This window comes from Marivita cryptomonadis, from assembly GCF_002115725.1.
Lineage (GTDB): Bacteria > Pseudomonadota > Alphaproteobacteria > Rhodobacterales > Rhodobacteraceae > Marivita > Marivita cryptomonadis.
This window is the reverse complement of sequence record NZ_JFKD01000013.1, coordinates 29,382-47,783: the sequence shown is the minus strand read 5'-3', so window position 1 is coordinate 47,783 and position 18,402 is coordinate 29,382. Positions and strand designations below refer to the sequence as shown.

Genomic DNA, 18,402 nt, shown 5'->3' with positions numbered 1-18,402 from the left:
GTGTGGTGCCTGCCCGTTCTTGATCAGATCGAGTTCAATGAGCCCGTGCTCGCCGAAGCGGACGCGATCTTGCTCAAGTCAAGTTTCATGAACGTCAAGCCTCGTCGAACAACCCAATTGGCGTCAACCCATGCGCTGCATGCGCGCCACCATGTGTCGATCTGTTCTGCGGAAGGCTCAAAAGGTCGGACGGGCGGGATCTGGTGGTGGGCCAGGTCGCATGTTGAGTAATCAGGCGTTCCCTGCTTCATCCAGATGACACGGCAGATCCGAAATTGGCCGCCATAAAGCGGGCCGCGGATCGCCTGTTCGCCAGAGTGAAACCAACAGATGCTTGCATCGGCGTTTCGCCCAGCCGGGCTGCGCGCCACAAACGTCAAGGGAACGTCGAGACGCATCATCAATTGACGTGTGTGCGGATCAAGGCTGGAGCTTTGATGCCCGGCTGTAATGGCGGTATCGACGTCAAAACATCCGGGCAGCCAGCGTGTTTTCTTCGGTGGAGAAAAGAAACTCGACACCATGCCCAAAACACTCGTGTCCGGTTTGCCTTGCATGGTGTAGGTTGGGATATCGTCTTCTCCCTCCGACACCAATTTGCCATCGCGCATTTCCGGATAGCTGAAATGCGACCCTGCAAATCCTCGATACCAGACCAACTCATCTGCAATATATTGCCGATAAAATTTTGTGAACTCGCTCCGTTCGAACCGTTCCATGATGGTGTAAACGGTGTCCGTATCGCGGATGATGGAGGCATCGGGATTGTTGGCAGATTCGCTCAAAGCCTGAATTGACACGTAAAGGCGGGTCGCTTTGACCACCAAAATGCCAGCCCATCTGGTCGGCATCAACTCGATGATCGTTGTATTATCAAGATAAAGGATTTGGCGCATGAGGGACCTCCAGCCGTCGCGTGGTCACACAGTCCGAGCGCGACGACACTCGAACTGCCACACTCTGTGGTTGCAAGGGCTCTTTGGCAATCAATTTTATGCATGCCCCGTCACATACCAACCCCATCCGTACCGCGCGACGGCAAACTGCCCACACTAGCAGCGCGGCGCTTAGGATGCGGGCGAGGTCGTTCCCTCTGCCCGCTTGAAGAACGCATAGTAGAACACCGGGGCTGCCACCAGCGTCAGCACGGATGCAAAGGCAAGACCGCCCATGATCGTCACCGCCATCGACCGGAAAAACGCGTCCCAGATCAGCGGCAGCATCCCCAGAATGGTCGTGGCCGCTGCGAGAACGACGGGGCGCAGACGCGAGGTCGAGGCCTCCACGATGGACGTTTGCAAGTCCTGATCCGGCTTTTCGGCGCGCACGATGTCGATCTCTTCCACCAGAACAATGCCGTTCTTGATCAGCATCCCAGACAGCGACAGCAGCCCCAGCAATGCGGTGAACGTGAACGGAAACCCGGTGCCCAACAGCGCCAGACTGACGCCGTTCACGGACATGGGCACCAACAGCCAGATGATCAGTGGTTGCCGCAGCGCGTTGAACAGGAGCACGGAAATCACCACCATTATGATCAGGCTCATCGGCAATTGCCGCCCAAGGCTGGCCTGTGCGTCGGACGAACTTTCCAGCTCTCCGCCCCATTCCATCTTGTAGCCGGGGGGCATCTCCATTGCCTCGATGGTGTCGGTCACCTCGGCCTGCACCTGTGCCGCGGTCAACCCTTTGACGACATCGGCGCCGACTGTGATTGTGAGCAACCGGTCACGCCGCATCAGAAGCGTGTTCTGCGCTTCGAATGAAAGACCGTCTGTCACCTGCTCCAGCGGCACAAAGCTCTGCGCATTCTGCGAGTAGACAATGTGATCTGTCAGCGCGAGTCCCGCTTCAGGATCTGCGCGCAACACAATGGGGATTTGTCGGTCGCCTTCGCGATAGACCGCAGACTCAATGCCCGTGGTTGCAAATCGCAGAATCGTGGTGATGTCGTCGCGGGTAATCCCCGCCTCTTGGGCGCGGTCCGTGGCATAAACCGGCTTGAGCACCAGCTCTTGTTCGCGCCAGTCAATGCGCGGCGCGACGATGTTGTTCGACGCCGCCGTGAACCGCGCCATCGCGTCATCCGCCAAATCGCGCAGCACCACCGCATCCGGCCCAGAAAAGCGCACTTGAATTGGATCACCACCACCGGGGCCAAAGGCCAAACGCTTGGCGCGGAATTCACCCTGCGGCAGGTTTTCGGCCGCGAACATCTCAAGCTCTTCGATCAGCGGCGCGATCTCCTCGATGGAGTTGGTCCGCACGATGATGTGGCCATAGCTCGGGTTCGGGTCTTCGGCCTGATAGGTCAGCATAAACCGATCCGCACCGCGCCCGACAAAGGCAGAGGCCGACACCACGTCGTCCTGCACGGCCAGCCAATCTTCGAATACCATCAGATCACGCGAGGTCTCGTGGATCGACGCGCCCTGCTCCAGCTTGTAATGCACGAAGAACAGTGGCGTGTTGCTGTCGGGAAAGAACTGCTGCTTGATCTGGCCGAACAGCATGAAGCAGACAACCGTGATCCCTATCAGACCGACGATCACCAGCCACCACGCCCGCAGCGCGCCGCGCAGGACCGACCCGTAAAGACGGAACATCAGGCCGCCATAGGCATCATCATCTCCCGCAGCACCGCGTTTGAAGAAATAGTGCCCCAACAGCGGTGTTGCCGTCAGTGCCAGCACCCATGAAAGCAGCAGGGAAATCCCGATCACAGCGAACAACGAGAACAGGAATTCCCCCGTCGCGTCGGGACTGAGACCGATGCCCGCAAAAGCCATGATCCCGATCACGGTCGCCCCAAGCAACGGGATCTGCGTCTTGCTTGCCGCTTCATCCGCCGCCGCGCGGCTGTCTTTGCCCCGGCGCATGGCGATCTGCATCCCCTCGGCCACAACGATGGCGTTGTCCACCAGCATCCCCATTGCGATGATCAACGCACCCAAGGAAATCCGTTCCATCTCGATCGAAAAGAGCGCCATGAAGAACAGCGTGCCCACAACCGTCAAAAGCAGAGTCACGCCGACAACAACCGCAGCCCGCCACCCCATGAACAAAGCCAGCACGATCACAACGATGGTGACCGACATGGCAAGGTTGATCAAAAACGCGTTTGACGCTTCCTCGACCACCACGTGTTGCTGATAGATCGGCTCCAGCGCGACCCCCACGGGAATTTGCGGCGCCAACTCGGCCAGCTTGGCATCCGCGCGCTTGCCCACATCGACGATATTCTCGGACCCGATTCCGGCGATCCCAAGCGTAAACGCCTCGACCCCGTTATGACGGATGATCAGGTCCGGCGTGTCCTCGCGGGCGCGACGCACATCGGCAAAGTCGAAAAGGTTAAGAACCTCACCACCGACGCCAACGGTTAGACCGGCAATCTCTTGCACCGTGTCATACCCATCCGGCCCTTGGATCAGCGTGCGCCCATCCACATCTTGAATCGACCCACCATCCACAACCGAATTGGCAGTTGTGAGCGCGCTTTGAATGGCCGTGGGCGGGATGTTGAGGTTGGTGCTTAGAACAAGGTCCGGTTCGACATAGATCACCTCGTTCGGCACACCCGACAGCGCCACGTCCGCAACACCCTCGACGGTCAACAATTCGCGCCGCAGGAAGGTGGACAGCTCGTAAATCTCGGCATCGGAAAAACCCGGCGCGGTCACCGCATAATAGATGCCGAACACATCCCCGAATCCGTCATTCACAAACGGCCGTCCCGTTCCCGAAGGAAGGCGCGCCGCAGTCACCCGGTTGCGCAGCTTGGTCCAGATCTCGGGCAGTTCTTCGCCGTCATACTGGTCTTTCATATCAACGCTGATGCGTGACAGACCGGGCTGGTTCACCGACCGGACTTCCTTGACCTCCGACATCTTCTGGATTTCGGATTCCAGAGGCTCCGTCACCTCTCGTGCCACCTGCTGCGCACTGGCACCGGGGTATTCCGTGACCACGACGGCGGTCTTGATGGTAAAAGCCGGATCTTCCAAACGGCCCAAAGCAAAAAAGCCCCAGATGCCCCCCAGCAGGGCAGCCAGCATGATGAGCCACGTGATGATCGGGCGGTCAATCGAGGATTTCGCGATATTCATGGCCCAGCACTCAGTTCGAGAACCCGGTGAACCGCTTTACGCGATCCCCGTCGGTCAATTGGCTGGCCCCGCTGGCAACGATCTCTTTCCCCGGCTCCAACCCGTCTGTCACGCGCACATCCCCGCGAATGGTCGGCTCGACCGTCACGGGGCGCCGGGCCACTGTGCCCTCGTCCGCTCCTGTCGGCGTAAACACCATCACGGTTGTGCCGCCGTCATTCGTCGTGCTGACCGCCGACGCAGGAATGATGATGTCCGGCGATCCACCGTTCAGCGTGGCATACACCGTCACTGACGATCCCGGCAGGATCGTCTGCCCCTCGGGCGGCGTCATGCCCAAGGTGATCTGATAGGTCTGACCGACCTGCGATGTCTCGGCGTTGAACTCGCGCGGCGTTACAGGATAGCGGGTGTCCTGCGTGGGAAACTGCGCCCACAGCTCTATGCTGGGGTCGGTGCCTGCGCGCTGAAACAGCACTTCCGGCACCTCGATTTCGATCCGAAGATCGGACATGTCGTGCAACCGCGCAACCGGTGTCCCGGCCGCAATGGTCGAATAATTCGCCACATTCCGTGCCGCGACCAACGCATCAAAGGGCGCCAGCAGCGTCGCGTTGTTCAACTCACGCTCGGCATTGCGAACCGCGATATCAGCCAGTTGCAACGAGGTTTCGGCATCGTCCACCGACACTTGGCTCACGGTACTGCCCTGCAATTTCTGCAAGCGCTCCACCGTCCGGTTGGCCTGATCCTTCTGCACCCGCGCCTGATCCAATGCCAGCTCGAATGGCTCAAGATCAAGCTGCGCCACCACCGTGCCCTTTTCGATCCGCGCGCCTTCGATCAACGGCAACTCGACGATCTGCCCGCCGACCTGAAACGCCAGATCGACAGTCTCCCGCGCCACAACATGGCCGAAGAACTGCCGCGTTACGGCACCATCCGCCGATTGCACTTCGATGATCTTGGCCAAACGCATGTCCTGCGCCATCAAGGCCACAGGGCTGAATACCAGAAAAAGAATAACAAACAGACGGCCCATGACAGATCTCCAGATTTGGCGCGAGGCTACCACGGCAACGATCTATGTCCTGTGACGTTCCCGTAAAACTTTGCAACTATCTAAACTGATCAGTTCAGTTTGCCAGATCTAATCCTGCGCGAATCCATGAAACATCTGTGCGCAGATGCGCAGGTGTCTGGTCAGTACAGCCAGAAAAGCGTGATCGCCGGGAACAATACCAGCAGGATGACCCGCACCAGATCCGACGCGACAAACCAGATCACCGCCTTGTAGGTCTCCATCATCGGGGTATTGCGATCCATCGAATTGATGATGAACAGGTTCATCCCCACCGGCGGCGTGATCAGCCCCACTTCGACGACGATCAGGACGAGGATACCAAACCAGATCGCCACCCATTCAGCCTCGATCCGGTTCGCCATGCCTTGGGTGACGCGAATATCCAAGGCCTGCATCTGCTCGCGGGTCAGTTCAATCCCGCCAGCGATTGCGGCATTGATCGACCCCAGCATATCTTGCGTCATCCCATCGGGAATACCCGCCGCCAACACCTCGCGCGCCGCATCCGCCTGCATCACTGCCAGATCGACAAAGCCGAAATCCATGACCGAGATGACCGGGAAGAAGATCGGGATGGTCAGCAGGATCATCGACAAGCTGTCCATCAGGCAGCCAAAAACAAGGTAGAACAGAAGGATCAGCGACAGCACCATGAACGGGCTGAGGCCCATCTCAACGACCCAGTTCGACAATTCCTGCGGCACCTGCGTCAGCGCCAGAAACCCGTTGTAAAACGCAGCTCCCAGCACGATGAAAAAGATCATCGCGGTGCTGACAGCCGTTTGAATGATGCTCTGCTTGAACACGTCCCAGCTCAGGTTGCCGGACAGCAGCGCAATCAGCCCGGTGCCCGCAGCCCCCACAGCCGCGCCTTCGGTCGGCGTGAACCAGCCAAGATAAATCCCGCCAACCACCAGCCCGAATACCAGCAAGACAGGCCATACGTCAATCAACGCCCGCATCCGCGCGCCATAAGGCACAGGGTCACGATGCCCCGCAGCTTCGGGATGTCGACGCACATACAGCGAAATCGTGATCATATAGCCGATGGCGGCCAAAACGCCGGGAATGAACGCCGCCAGAAACAGTTTCGCAATGTTCTGTTCGGTCAGGATCGCATAGATCACAAGGATCACCGACGGCGGGATCAGGATGCCCAGCGTGCCACCCGCCGCCAAAGTCGCGGTCGAGAACCCGCCGGAATAACCGTTGCGCCGCAGTTCCGGCAATGCCACCCGGCTCATTGTAGCCGCAGTCGCCAGCGACGATCCGCAGATCGCGCCAAACCCCGCACAGGCCCCGACCGAGGCCATGGCAACGCCCCCTCTGCGATGGCCCAGCCATGACTCCGCCGCCTTGAACAAGGCCTGCGACATGCCCGACAGCGTCGCAAACTGCCCCATTAACAAGAAAATCGGAATAATCGACAGCGAATAACTGGAAAACGTAGAATATGTCTCGGACTTCAACCGCGCCAGAACCACGTCGGGACTGCCCAACGCCAGCCACAACCCGCCAATCCCGCACAGCATCATCGCCAACCCGATCGGTGCGCGCAGAAAGATCAGCACCAGCAGCACCGGAAAAGACCAGATACCCAGTTCGAGCATACTCATGTCGCGTCCGCCCCCGATTCCGGCAGGATCGTCCGCCCTGTCGCCGCATAGCTCACACGCCCCACCGAGCAGTAAAGCGCAGTAACCGACGCCACTGCGGCGGCCACGAAACTGGCCCCATAGGCCCACCAGATCGGAAATTGCAGCAGGAAAGTGGTCTCGCCATTGCCCATCTTGTCCAGCAACCCGGCGCAGAGCCGCCACGTGATCAGCCAGATCACCAGGGTCAGCACCACGTCCCAGAACGCGATCAACCACGCATTGGCCTTACCGGAAAGCCGCGACGTGAACACATCCACCGTCGCGTGGCCCGCATAAAGCTGGCAAATCGGCAGGAAGGCAAAGATCGAAAACGCGATTCCCGCTTCGACCAGTTCGAAATCCCCGGTCACCGGCCCAACGCCGCTGGCGATCAAGCCATCGGCAAAGCTTTGGGACAACGATGTCAGCCAGCCGGAATGTCCCATAGAGTTCAGACCACGCCCGAACACGGACACGCAAGTCAGCAGAACAAGCGCCACCATGACGATACCACCAAGGATCGCCATGGCCCGCGCGAGGCGTTCGATCGCCGTCTTCATGCCGCTCTGCCCCTCGCCGTCTTGCGCGCCGCCCAACCTTTTGGCCGGGCGACGCTGCACGCTTTACTGCGTGTTGTGCTTTTGCAAAAGCTCATTCGCCCGCGCGATCAAGGCATTTCCGTCGATCCCCTTCTCATCCATCTCGGCGATCCACTCGGCGGTTGTTGCCGCCGCCGCTTCGCGCCACGGACCCGCATCCGCTTCAGAGATAGAGATCAGGTTATTGCCCATATCCAAAGCCGCCTCGCGGCTCGGGCCATCATCCAACTGCATCTGCGTGCCTGCCATGCGGCTGAAGTCGGCCCCCGACTGGGAATCGATCGCCGCCTTCAGGTCATCCGGCAGGCTCTCGTATTTTTCCTTGTTCATCGCGAAGATAAACGTGGTGGTATAGATCGCGTTGCCTTCAAACTCGGTGTGGTTCTCCACCAGTTCCGCAACCTTCAAAGCGCCGGTCACTTCCCACGGGATCACGGTCGCATCGACCACCCCTTTGGACAGCGCCTCGGGAATGGCTGGCACCGGCATACCCACAGTGGTCGCGCCCAGATTGGTGAACAGCTTGTTCGTCACCCGCGTCGGCGCACGCAGCTTCACCCCGTTCAGGTCCCCCGGCACCTCAATCGGATCGGCAGAATGGATCACACCGGGGCCATGTACCCACACGCCCAGAACTTTGAAATCGGCAAAGTCCTGATCCATCATCTGCTCTTCGACGAGTTCCCAATAGGCCGCCGACATGTCGCCTGCGTCCGTCATGGTGAACGGCAACTCGAACACTTCGGCCCGCGGGAAACGCCCCGGCGTGTAACCCGCCACTGTCCAGATGATATCGGCCACACCGTCAATCGCCTGGTCGATCAGCTGCGGCGGCGTGCCGCCCAACTGCATCGACGGGAAATGCTGGATCTCGATCCGTCCACCTGATGCTTCCATCACCCGGTCTGCCCACGGCACCAACACGTTCTTCGGCACATTGGCCTGCGCCGGCAAGAACTGGTGCATCCGCAACGTGACCTCTTGGGCAAACGCCCCGGTTCCCAGCGTCAGCGCCAGTGCCGTTGTCCCAGCGAGCTTGAGAAATGCGCGCTTGATCATGGTAATCTCCTCCCTTTTCTCTGAGGGCATAAACGCACGAAGCTCACGCAGATTCCAAGGGAAATCTAGCCGCGACCGATATAGGGCATGGTGGTCGCCATCACCGTCATGAACTGCACATTGGCATCCAGCGGCAGGCTGGCCATATGCAGCACCGACGACGCCACATGCGCCACATCCATCACCGGCTCCACCGGAGTTCCGGCCGCTTCGGCCTGCGCCCGCAACCCGTGCACAATCTCGGTCTCCGCATTGCCAATGTCGATCTGCCCGCAGGCAATGTTGAACGCTCGCCCGTCCAACGACAGCGTCCGCGTGAGCCCCGTAATGGCATGTTTCGTCGCCGTGTAAGGCACCGATCCCCAGCGCGGCACATGGGCCGAGATCGACCCATTGTTGATGATCCGCCCCCCTTGCGGGTCCTGCATCCGCATCCGCGCAAACGCCGCCCGCGCGCACAGGAAACTGCCCGTCAGGTTCACGTCGATGCAGCGTTTCCAATCCTCCAGCGGGATCTCGTCGATGGTCGCGCCGAACACACCCGTGCCTGCATTGTTGAACAGCGCATCAAGCCGCCCCCAACGCTCCATCACCATGGTAAAGGCGGCATCCACCGCCGCCTCATCGGTCACGTCGCAGGGCAGCGCCAGCGCCGCCTCAGACCCCGCCGCGATTTCCTCCAGCGGCGCCGCCCGCCGTCCGATCAACCCGACCTGCCAACCCGCCTCAAGAAATGCCTCAGCGCAGGCGCGGCCAATCCCGCTGCCTGCGCCCGTGATGATGATCGTCTGTCCCATGTCACAGCCCCTGCTTCATCTTGCCCATAAACTCCGGGGGAGTCGCCCATCGGGCGACGGGGGCAGCGCCCCCATACCCCCCTCAGTGATTGTCGCGTGGCAAATCCTTGGCGATCCGCTGATACGCCGTCGCCAATTCAAGGCACCCACCGTCCGCCAATTGCCCGACATGACGGCGATAGATCTCTTGCCACGGCGTCTGGTTGACGATTTCCGGCGCCTCCCACACCGCTTTGCGCGCCTCCCACTCGGCCTCATCCACCAGTGCGTTCAGGGTCGAGGCATTCAGATCCAGCCGCACCCGGTCCCCTGTCTGCAAATAGGCCAGGCCTCCGCCCACCACCGCTTCCGGCGATGCGTTCAAAATAGACGGGCTTTCCGACGTCCCCGACTGCCGCCCGTCGCCTACGGTGGGCAAATGGTTCACCCCTGCCCGCACCAGCGCATCTGGCGGCTGCATATTCACCACTTCGGCAGACCCGGGATATCCGACGCAGCCGACATTGCGGATGAACAAAATGCACTCTTCATCAATCGCCAAACCCGGATCATTGATCCGGTCGTGATAATCCTCCGGTCCCTCAAAAACGATGGCCCGCGCCTCGAACACCCCCTCCTCACCGGGCGTCGACAGGAACCGCTTGCGGAAATCCGGCGAGATCACCGAAGTTTTCATCAAAGCTGACTCAAACAGGTTCCCGGACAACACCTTGAACCCCGCCTTGTCGCGCAGTGGCGCGTCATAGGTGGTGATCACATCCCGATCCAAACTCTCCCAAGACGCCAGCACATCCCCCAACCGCTGCCCAGAGGCAGTCATCACCCCCTCATGCAATCGCCCGGCTTTTCGCAATTCGCCCATCACCGCAGGCACCCCGCCCGCACGATAGAAACTCTCACCCAGATATTCTCCCGCAGGCTGCATGTTCACCATCAGCGGCACGTCAAAGCCGATTGTCTCCCAATCGGTCACGTTCAATTCGACCCCGGCATGACGCGCAATCGCCTGCAGATGCGGCGGCGCGTTGGTCGATCCACCAATGGCCGCATTGACCACAATCGCGTTCTCAAATGCCTCGCGCGTCAGAATGTCCGACGGTTTGAGATCATCCAGCACCATCTGCACACAGCGCTTGCCGGTCTCATACGCCATCGCCATGCGTTCCCGGAACGGGGCCGGGATGGCAGAATTGCCGGGCAGCGACATGCCCAGCGCCTCAGCCATCGCGTTCATCGTCGACGCCGTACCCATCGTATTGCAATGGCCCAAAGATGGAGAGGACGCACAGGCCAGCTCCATGAACTCATCATATCCGATCTCGCCCCGCGCCATCAGACGCCGCCCTTCCCAGATCGTCGTGCCGGAGCCTGCGCGCTTGCCCTTGTACCAGCCATCCAGCATCGGCCCGCCATTCAGCGCAATCGCCGGAATATCCACCGTCGCCGCCCCCATGAGCTGCGCCGGCGTGGTCTTGTCGCAACCCGTGGTCAGCACCACCCCGTCGATGGGATAGCCATGCAGCACCTCGACAAGGCTCAGATAGGCCAGGTTCCGGTCCAACGCCGCGGTAGGCCGCTTGCCGGTCTCCTGAATCGGATGCACCGGAAACTCCATTGGAATCCCCCCACCATCGCGAATCCCCGCCTTGATCCGGTCCATCAGGAACACGTGGATCTTGTTGCAGGGCGCGAGATCAGACCCGGTATTGGCAATCCCAATGATCGGCTTTTCCGCCTGCAACTCGCCTTGGGTAAAGCTCTGGTTCTGATAGCGCTCCAGATAAAGCGCGGTCATGCCCGGATTGTTGGGATTGTCGAACCATTCCTGCGACCGGAACCGTTTGCGCGCACGCGTGTCGGACATCTGATCTCTCCCCTCATCTGTCCCAAGCGTTCTGGACAATCCGCGCGCCAACAGCAAGTGTCAGCGCAAACATCAAACAGGAGAATACCCATGATCGAACGCCAAGAGATCGGCCAACGGATGAGCAAGATCGTCAAACACAACGGCACCGTCTATCTCTGCGGTCAGGTGGGTGCAGGCGACAGCGTCACCGAGCAGACGCAGGATTGCCTTGCCCGCGTCGATGCGCTGCTGGAAAAAGCCGGATCGTCCCGTGAACAGATCCTGCAGGCCATCATCTGGGTGGCCGACATGGCCGATTTCGCTGAAATGAACGCCGTCTGGGATGCTTGGGTGCCCGAAGGCCACGCCCCAGCCCGCGCCTGTGGGGAGGCCAAACTGGCCCGCCCCGAGCTCAAGGTCGAAGTGATCGTGACCGCCGCTTACGAATAAAGCCCGGCCGTCCGCGCCCGCAACTGAACCAGCGCCAGCACCGTATCAATCGTCGGTGTTGGCACCCCAACCACGCGGCCCAGCTCCTGCACCGATCCCACCAGCGCGTCGATCTCCATCGGGCGGCCCTGATCCAGATCCTGCAACATCGACGTGCGGTGCGCGCCGACAGCCGCACCGCCATCAATGCGCCGTTCCACATCAATCGGGAACTTCACACCCAGCGCCTCGGCAATCTCTTGCGCCTCGAGCATCATGCCCTTGGCCACCGCCCGCGTGCCGGGATCGGTACAAAGAACGTCCAGCGTCGCATGGGTCAACGCCGAAATCGGATTGAAGGACAGGTTCCCCCAAAGCTTCACCCAGATCTCATCCCGCAGCCGCGGCCGCACCGGCGCCTTGAGCCCCGCCGAAGACAGCGCCTGCGACAGCGCTACAGCTCGCTCCGACTTCGACCCGTCCGGCTCGCCCAGCGAAAAACGGTTGCCCTCGATATGCTTGACGACACCCGGCTCGATCACCTCCGCCGCCGGATAGACAACGCAACCCAGCACCCGGTCGGGCCCGAACCCGTCCCATTGCGCATTGCCAGGATCCACGCTCTCTAGCCGTGTGCCCTCGTGTTCGCCGCCGATCTTGTGGAAATACCACCACGGCACGCCATTCACGCCAGACACGATTGTGGTGTTCGGCCCGATCAGCGGCTTCATCTTGTCGACAATCGGCGGCACCGAATGCGCCTTGAGCGTGACGATGATGTAATCCTGAACGCCGAGATCGGCCGGGTTGTCCGACGCGGTCACGGACACAACCGTTTCCTCACCACCCTCTTCGATCAGCTTCAACCCATTGGACTTCATCGCCGCCAAATGCGGGCCGCGCGCCACAAGGCTCACATCCGCCCCGGCCTGCGCCAGTTTCACACCCATGTAGCCGCCAATGGCGCCCGCTCCGAATACGCAAATCTTCATCGCTCACCCAGAAGCGATCCGCTGGTTTTCCGCGAACCGCTCCTCCTTCATCTTGCCAAGTAAACTCCCGCCGGAGGCTCCCACAGGGGCCACCCGGCGCATTCTCACAGCTTCAGCTCACGCCGTCTCAACCAGCCCAAGCTTCTCCGCCAGACCGATCCGCTGCATCTTGCCGGTGGCCCCTTTCGGGATCTCGTCAAGAATGATCACCTTACGCGGCACTTTGAAATCGGCCATGCGGCTAGCTGCGAAGTCGCGGATCTCCCGCTCGGTCGCCTCAACCCCGTCTTTCAGAACAACGGCTGCGGCCACCTCTTCTCCCAACTTGGGATGCGGCAAAGCAAAGGTCACTACCTGCGCAATCGCCGGGTGATCCAGAAGCACGCCATCCACCTCGAGCGGCGAAACTTTCTCGCCGCCGCGATTGATGATTTCCTTCAATCGTCCTGTCAGATGCAGGAACCCGTCCGCATCGAACGCCCCTTGGTCGCCGGTGCGGAACCAGCGCTTGCCGTCTGCCTCAAAGAAATTCTTGGCATTGGCGTCCGGGTTGCTCTCGTAACCCGGTGTCACGTTCGGGCCGGAAATCACCACCTCACCGGTGCCGTCGACAAGGCGGTTCTCGGTCTCATGCGCCACGCGCACTTCGGGGCCAGCGGCCACACCCACCGCACCGGGTTTCTGCCGGTCAAACGGGTTGCAGCACATCTGGTGCGCCGCTTCTGTCATGCCGTAAGCTTCGATCACCGGCGCATTGAACGTCTCGCGCAGCGCCTCCATCACCTGCCCGGGCAGGCTGGCCGAGGACGAGCGCAGGAACCGCAGCGGCACCTCTTCGATCACATCCGCATTGCGCCCAACACGGCTCAGGATCGCCTGATGCATGGTCGGCACGGCGGTGTACCATGTCGGCGTCGCATCCCGCATCCAGCCAAAGAAGCGCAGCGCGTCAAAGCCCGGCGCGCACCAGATCGACGCACCAACCGACAGCGAGGCCGACACCGCCGCCAAAAGGCCATGGATGTGGAACAACGGCATCACGTTCAGGCAGCGGTCATCCGACGACAGCTTGAGCGACGCCGCGATGTTGTGCGCCGATGCCGCCACATTCGATTGCAGCAGCGGCACGATCTTCGGCCGCGACGTGGTGCCCGAGGTGTGCAGGATGAGCGCCACATCATCATCCGTAGGATTGCTGGCTGGCAACGCATCCCCGGTGGCTCCATCGGCCGCCAAGGTGAACGACCCAGCAGGCGAGCCTTCTGCCACAACCGTACGCAGCACCATCAGACCCAAGGACTGGGCCGCACCCAAGGCCGGGCCGTCATAGCCGTCGGCCAGGACAATCGCCTTGGCCGCAAGGTCTTCGATGTAGAACTTGTACTCGTCCTCGCGATAGGCCGGGTTCAGCGGAGCCGTGGTCGCCGCCTGTGCAATGGTGACAAACGCCGAAGCCATTTCCGGTCCGTTCGGCAGCACGATCGCAACACGATCGCTTGGTCCGATCCCGAAGCCGCGCAAGCTTGCGCTCACTTCTGCCGACAAATCCCGCAGCCCACCATAGCTGAGCCAGTCCCGCCCCGGTGCGCCCAATGCCTTCGATCCGGCGTCATGTCCCTCCAGCAGTGCTTTGACGTTGGTAGCCATAGTCCTGTCCCCTTTTAGTCAGTCGGTCTTGTTTCATTATTCCGTCCGGGCTGCGCCCAGTGATCCACACTTGCCCCCTATTTAACGGGGCAGAGCGCAAAGAAAAGCACTTCTATGGCAATTTACATCTGCGACACCGGTTCGCTGTCGACGGCTAGCCCATCGGTCAGGCCGTTTTTTCCGAGCGTTTGCGGCGCAGCAGCTTGATTGCAGGCAACAGGATCAAGATGATGGCGACCACGGTGATGGGCCCTGCGATCGGCCGGGTGAAAAAGATCATCGGATCACCCGAGGACAACAGCAGGGATTGGCGCATGGTCGGTTCGGCAATCGGACCAAGCACGATCGCCAGGACAGCCGGTGCCAGCGGGTAGTCGAACTTGCGCAAGAAAAACGCCGAAAGCCCGAAAATAACGATCAGCCAGAGGTCGTGCATGCTGCGCGACGCGGCAAAGCCACCGACGATGGACAGCACGAAGATCAGCGGCGCAAGGATGGTGAACGGCATCCGCAGCATCCAGACAAACAGCGGGATGAACGCGAGATTGATGAAAAGCGCCGCGATGTTCGAGATGTAGAAAGATCCGATAAGACCCCAGACAAACTCGCTTTGATCGACAAAAAGGCGTGGACCCGGTGTCAGCCCCCAGATGACCATGCCCCCCAACAGGATCGCTGTGGTCGGTGACCCCGGTATACCAAGTGTCAGCATCGGCAACATAGACCCGGTGGACGCAGAATTGTTGGCCGCCTCCGGGGCCGCGACCCCATCGGGTGTCCCTTTCCCGTATTCCTCGGGGTTCTTTGAAACCATTTTGGCAACACCGTAGGACATCAGTGACCCCGGCGTGGCACCTGCGGCTGGCAAAACACCGACGAAAAACCCCAGGATCGAACCGATCCAGGTCCCTTTCCAGCCTCTGCGTACCGCTTCCTTGGTATCAGCCACCATGCCTTTGAAGGTCATCTTGGGGTTTGTCGTCGTCACTTCGCCGCGCGTTTGCTCGATGGTCCAAAGCATCTCACCGATGCCGTAAACCCCGATGGCAAGAACGATAAAGCCGATCCCACGCAAGAAACCGTCAATGTCGAAAAGCACGAGGCGCGGTTCGCCAGAGATCGTGTCAAAACCAACAGTCGCAAGCACCAGACCAAGGCAGATCGAAAAGATCGTCTTCGGGATATCATCCCCGCCAAGTCCCACAAAGGTCGCGAAGGCCAGCAGCATCAGCGCAAAAATCTCGGGCGGCCCAAACGAAAGCGCCATTGTCGCGAGCAGCGGCGCAAAGAGCGTAAACAGAATATTGGCAACGGTGCCGCCCACAAACGACGCCAGCGCCGCTGTCACCAAGGCCAGACTGGCCCGCCCCTGAAGCGCCAATGGTCGCCCATCAAACGTCGTGGCCACAGCGGTCGAGGCGCCGGGTATCCCCATGGTGACCGATGAAATCGCCCCTCCATACATGGCTCCATAGTAAATGGCGGCCAGAAAGATGATGGCAGAGCCCGGAGGCACCAGAAACGTGATCGGCAAAAGGATCGCCACACCGTTCACAGACCCCAAGCCCGGCATAGCCCCAATGAACAGGCCAACCGTGACACCAATCAGAATGAGAACGAGATTGAGCGGCTCAAGCGCAACAAGCACGCCATCGGCCAGAAAAGATAAAGCTTCCATGATGGTCCTTGGATCCTGGCTGCGTCAGTAAATGATGTCGTACATCACATCGAAGAAGGGCTGCGTGAATGGCAGGCCTTGCGGCATCGAAATCTGCATTGCCCCTTCGAAAAAGAAGAACAGGCCGATGGGCAGGATAATCGCAATGGCCAGTGTCAGCGCCCAGGAATGTCTGCCCAGAAACCGCAGGTAATAGACGAAGAACAGCGCAACTGCGCCATACATCGAAACCACCGAAATCAATGCGACGAACGCAGTAACCCCACCGCCAACATGCAGCACCGTGCGCCAGCCAAATGAATCCATAAGCGGTTCATCCGACACCGATGCCGGTGTCTTGCCGCGCCACCAATTCCAGGCGATGGCAACACAGCTCAGCAGCATGCCGACCGACAGCCAGAATGGCCAAAAGCCACCACCCGGTCCCTGGCCGCGAATGTACCCGATGGGAAGCTCGGTGCTCTTCCACATCAGATACAGGGAAAAGAGGGCAAGGAGCCCTGCAAGTGATATTTCACCTTGGCGCATCTCTGCCCCCTTTCCTGATTTATGGCTTAGCCGCCGATTTCGGACAGAAGCTTGCGGTGCGTTGCAACCTGCGTTGCCCAATATGCACGCGTTTGCGCTTCATCCATCGGCAGAGGGGACAGGCTTTCCGAGGCCAGGTAGTTCTGCCAATCCTCTCCCTCATAGACCTTGCCGAACACCTCGCGGTAGTAGGCTGCGGCTTCGTCCGACATGCCGGGCGCACCGACGATGGCACGCTGGTTGTAGTACGAGAAATCGTGACCTTTTTCCTTCATGGTCGGCACGTCCGGATAGGCATCCATACGCTCGTCCGAGAAGGCCAGAAGCGGCACGAAGTCGCCCGCTTCGTAAAAGCCCTTGGCTTCGGCGGGGTTGTTGACTGTCGCCATGATCTGTTGACCAGCAAGGTCCTTGGCCACGGCGCCGCCACCGTCATACGGGATATACTTGATCTTCAGATCATAGGCCCCGGCCATGTAGGCGATCACGATCGAATCTTCCTGACCAGTCCCGGTGCCACCCATGACGTACTCACCGTCCATTTCTTTGACCTTCGCGATGTAGTCTTCAAAGGTCGTGATGCCGGAATCCTTGTGGACCCAAAGCACAAAAGGATCGACGCCCATCATGGTGATCGGGGTGAAGGTCTCGATATCGACGCCCAGACCCTCTTGGCGGATCGGCGTTGTGTAGAACGAATTGAGTGTGACCATCAGCGTATGATCCGGGTCACGAGCATCCTTGAGATGCAAAAGGGATTCCGCACCAGACCCGCCACCCCGGTTTGTGGGGATCAAAGGGCGGTTGGTCATGTCATTCGCCTCGACCACGGATTGCACGAACCGCGCGATCTGGTCTGCGCCGCCACCCGGACCGGCCATGATGGTGAAATCGATCGGACGCTTCGGCTGCCAGTCTTGGGCCAAAGCTGCAATCGGCAAAGTTGCCAGGGCGGTGCCTGCGGCCAGTCCCAGGAAAAGTCTTTTGGTCAGTTTCATAGTGTATTCCTCCCTAAAATGCCCGGTTTCCCGGACCAGTCGTTTCCGCGTCATGTGCGGGCTTCAGATTTGGGGCGTGCCCCGTCGTCGGCCTTGGTTCGGCCAAAGAAGTGGTTCAATGCGCCATCAGGATGGGCATCTCTGTTTTGTCCACGATACGCTCGGTGTTGCCTCCAAACAGCATCTCGGTCTCGTGGCTGTGGCTATAGGCTCCGATAACAAGCAGGCTGGCCCCCACGCTCTTGCTTGTCTTCAGGAGTTCGGTGGCTGCGTCTTTCCCGGCGAAGCGCACCACTTCGGCCGTGATGCCCCGCAGCGCGTAATAGTCCACCAACTCATCAACACTGGGCCCATGAGATTGCACCTTCCCACCCGTCAGAATGCTGACGCGCTTGGCTGCATGGACGATGTCCAAAGACGATGCGACGGCGCGCGCGGCAGGCAATGATCCATTCCAGCCGATCGCCACGTGCTGGGCGAATGTTGCATCGGGCTGCAATTGTCCCGGACAGATCAACACTGGCCGCCCAGCGCCATACAGCGCCGCTTTCAAAGAGCTTTGACCAAGGTTGCGTTCCCGCTGAGGCTTTGGAAGCACGATGAGATCAGAAAGTCTGCCCGCATGCTTGACGACATCGGCCATACGGCCCGGCTCTTCTGCAAAGGTACAAACCGCAACATCGGGTGTGCTCGCATTTTCCTCGAGTCCGAAGTCGCCCGCCAGACGGTGCAAGATCTTGCGCAAGTGATCTTCCTGACGGTTCGCAAGCTCAACCGCCTGTTCCATCATCACCTTGCGGGCAAAGTCATTCATGACGATGCCCTGCGGCAGCAGATCATTGGCCTGAGCCCGACAGTGCACGACATTGACCTGCGCTTGGTGTTGCTTGGCAAGTTCGGCTGCATGGGCAAGCACGGTTGCGACCATGCCGTCGCCACGCACTGGGACCAAAATGGATTTCAACATTGGCGACGATCTCTCCTGCCCTTTAGCGTGGT

15 protein-coding genes are annotated in these 18,402 nt (G+C 60.1%); 1 reads left to right on the top strand and 14 read right to left on the bottom strand.

Annotation, left to right across the window (positions count from 1 at the left end; genetic code table 11):
- Window positions 1-23: 23 nt before the first annotated feature.
- The 8 genes from MCRY_RS14735 to MCRY_RS14700 all read right to left on the bottom strand — a co-directional run bounded on the left by MCRY_RS14735 (window position 24) and on the right by MCRY_RS14700 (window position 11,149).
- Window positions 24-896, bottom strand: a complete 873-nt coding sequence (locus MCRY_RS14735) for a hypothetical protein (RefSeq protein ID WP_085631221.1) — start codon at window positions 894-896, stop codon at window positions 24-26.
- A gap of 171 nt (window positions 897-1,067) precedes the next feature.
- Window positions 1,068-4,109 carry an efflux RND transporter permease subunit gene (locus MCRY_RS14730; RefSeq protein WP_085631219.1) on the bottom strand — a complete coding sequence of 1,014 codons (3,042 nt, stop codon included), beginning with the start codon at window positions 4,107-4,109 and terminating at the stop codon, window positions 1,068-1,070.
- A 10-nt stretch (window positions 4,110-4,119) separates the two neighbouring features.
- Window positions 4,120-5,151 (bottom strand): efflux RND transporter periplasmic adaptor subunit, encoded by a 1,032-nt coding sequence (locus MCRY_RS14725; protein WP_085631217.1) that lies wholly within the window; start codon window positions 5,149-5,151, stop codon window positions 4,120-4,122.
- 161 nt (window positions 5,152-5,312) lie between these two features.
- Complete coding sequence (locus MCRY_RS14720; RefSeq protein ID WP_085631215.1) at window positions 5,313-6,809, bottom strand: TRAP transporter large permease; 1,497 nt, start codon at window positions 6,807-6,809, stop codon at window positions 5,313-5,315.
- Window positions 6,806-7,390 carry a TRAP transporter small permease gene (locus MCRY_RS14715; protein ID WP_085631214.1) on the bottom strand — a complete coding sequence of 195 codons (585 nt, stop codon included), beginning with the start codon at window positions 7,388-7,390 and terminating at the stop codon, window positions 6,806-6,808. The genes MCRY_RS14720 and MCRY_RS14715 overlap by 4 nt, the downstream gene beginning before the upstream one ends.
- A 63-nt stretch (window positions 7,391-7,453) precedes the next feature.
- Window positions 7,454-8,488: a TRAP transporter substrate-binding protein gene (locus tag MCRY_RS14710; RefSeq protein WP_085631212.1), complete on the bottom strand. Its 1,035-nt coding sequence runs from the start codon at window positions 8,486-8,488 to the stop codon at window positions 7,454-7,456.
- 65 nt (window positions 8,489-8,553) lie between these two features.
- Window positions 8,554-9,285 (bottom strand): SDR family oxidoreductase, encoded by a 732-nt coding sequence (locus MCRY_RS14705; RefSeq protein WP_085631210.1) that lies wholly within the window; start codon window positions 9,283-9,285, stop codon window positions 8,554-8,556.
- 82 nt (window positions 9,286-9,367) lie between these two features.
- Window positions 9,368-11,149 carry an IlvD/Edd family dehydratase gene (locus tag MCRY_RS14700; RefSeq protein ID WP_085631208.1) on the bottom strand — a complete coding sequence of 594 codons (1,782 nt, stop codon included), beginning with the start codon at window positions 11,147-11,149 and terminating at the stop codon, window positions 9,368-9,370.
- A gap of 90 nt (window positions 11,150-11,239) precedes the next feature.
- Here MCRY_RS14700 and MCRY_RS14695 point away from each other — a divergent pair, with 90 nt between their 5' ends.
- Complete coding sequence (locus tag MCRY_RS14695) at window positions 11,240-11,581, top strand: RidA family protein (protein ID WP_085631206.1); 342 nt, start codon at window positions 11,240-11,242, stop codon at window positions 11,579-11,581.
- On the opposite strand, the gene MCRY_RS14690 is transcribed toward MCRY_RS14695, so the two are convergent.
- The 6 genes from MCRY_RS14690 to MCRY_RS14665 form a co-directional block, all read right to left on the bottom strand.
- On the bottom strand, window positions 11,572-12,552 hold the full coding sequence (locus MCRY_RS14690) for a 2-dehydropantoate 2-reductase (protein WP_085631204.1): 981 nt from the start codon (window positions 12,550-12,552) through the stop codon (window positions 11,572-11,574). The genes MCRY_RS14695 and MCRY_RS14690 overlap by 10 nt on opposite strands.
- Window positions 12,553-12,669: 117 nt before the next feature.
- Complete coding sequence (locus tag MCRY_RS14685) at window positions 12,670-14,199, bottom strand: acyl--CoA ligase (protein WP_085631202.1); 1,530 nt, start codon at window positions 14,197-14,199, stop codon at window positions 12,670-12,672.
- A gap of 166 nt (window positions 14,200-14,365) precedes the next feature.
- On the bottom strand, window positions 14,366-15,877 hold the full coding sequence (locus tag MCRY_RS14680) for a tripartite tricarboxylate transporter permease (RefSeq protein ID WP_085631200.1): 1,512 nt from the start codon (window positions 15,875-15,877) through the stop codon (window positions 14,366-14,368).
- A 24-nt stretch (window positions 15,878-15,901) separates the two neighbouring features.
- Complete coding sequence (locus MCRY_RS14675) at window positions 15,902-16,405, bottom strand: tripartite tricarboxylate transporter TctB family protein (RefSeq protein ID WP_085631198.1); 504 nt, start codon at window positions 16,403-16,405, stop codon at window positions 15,902-15,904.
- 26 nt (window positions 16,406-16,431) lie between these two features.
- Window positions 16,432-17,403, bottom strand: a complete 972-nt coding sequence (locus MCRY_RS14670; RefSeq protein WP_085631196.1) for a Bug family tripartite tricarboxylate transporter substrate binding protein — start codon at window positions 17,401-17,403, stop codon at window positions 16,432-16,434.
- A gap of 115 nt (window positions 17,404-17,518) precedes the next feature.
- Window positions 17,519-18,370 carry a universal stress protein gene (locus tag MCRY_RS14665; protein ID WP_085631194.1) on the bottom strand — a complete coding sequence of 284 codons (852 nt, stop codon included), beginning with the start codon at window positions 18,368-18,370 and terminating at the stop codon, window positions 17,519-17,521.
- Between the last annotated feature and the right edge of the window lie 32 nt (window positions 18,371-18,402).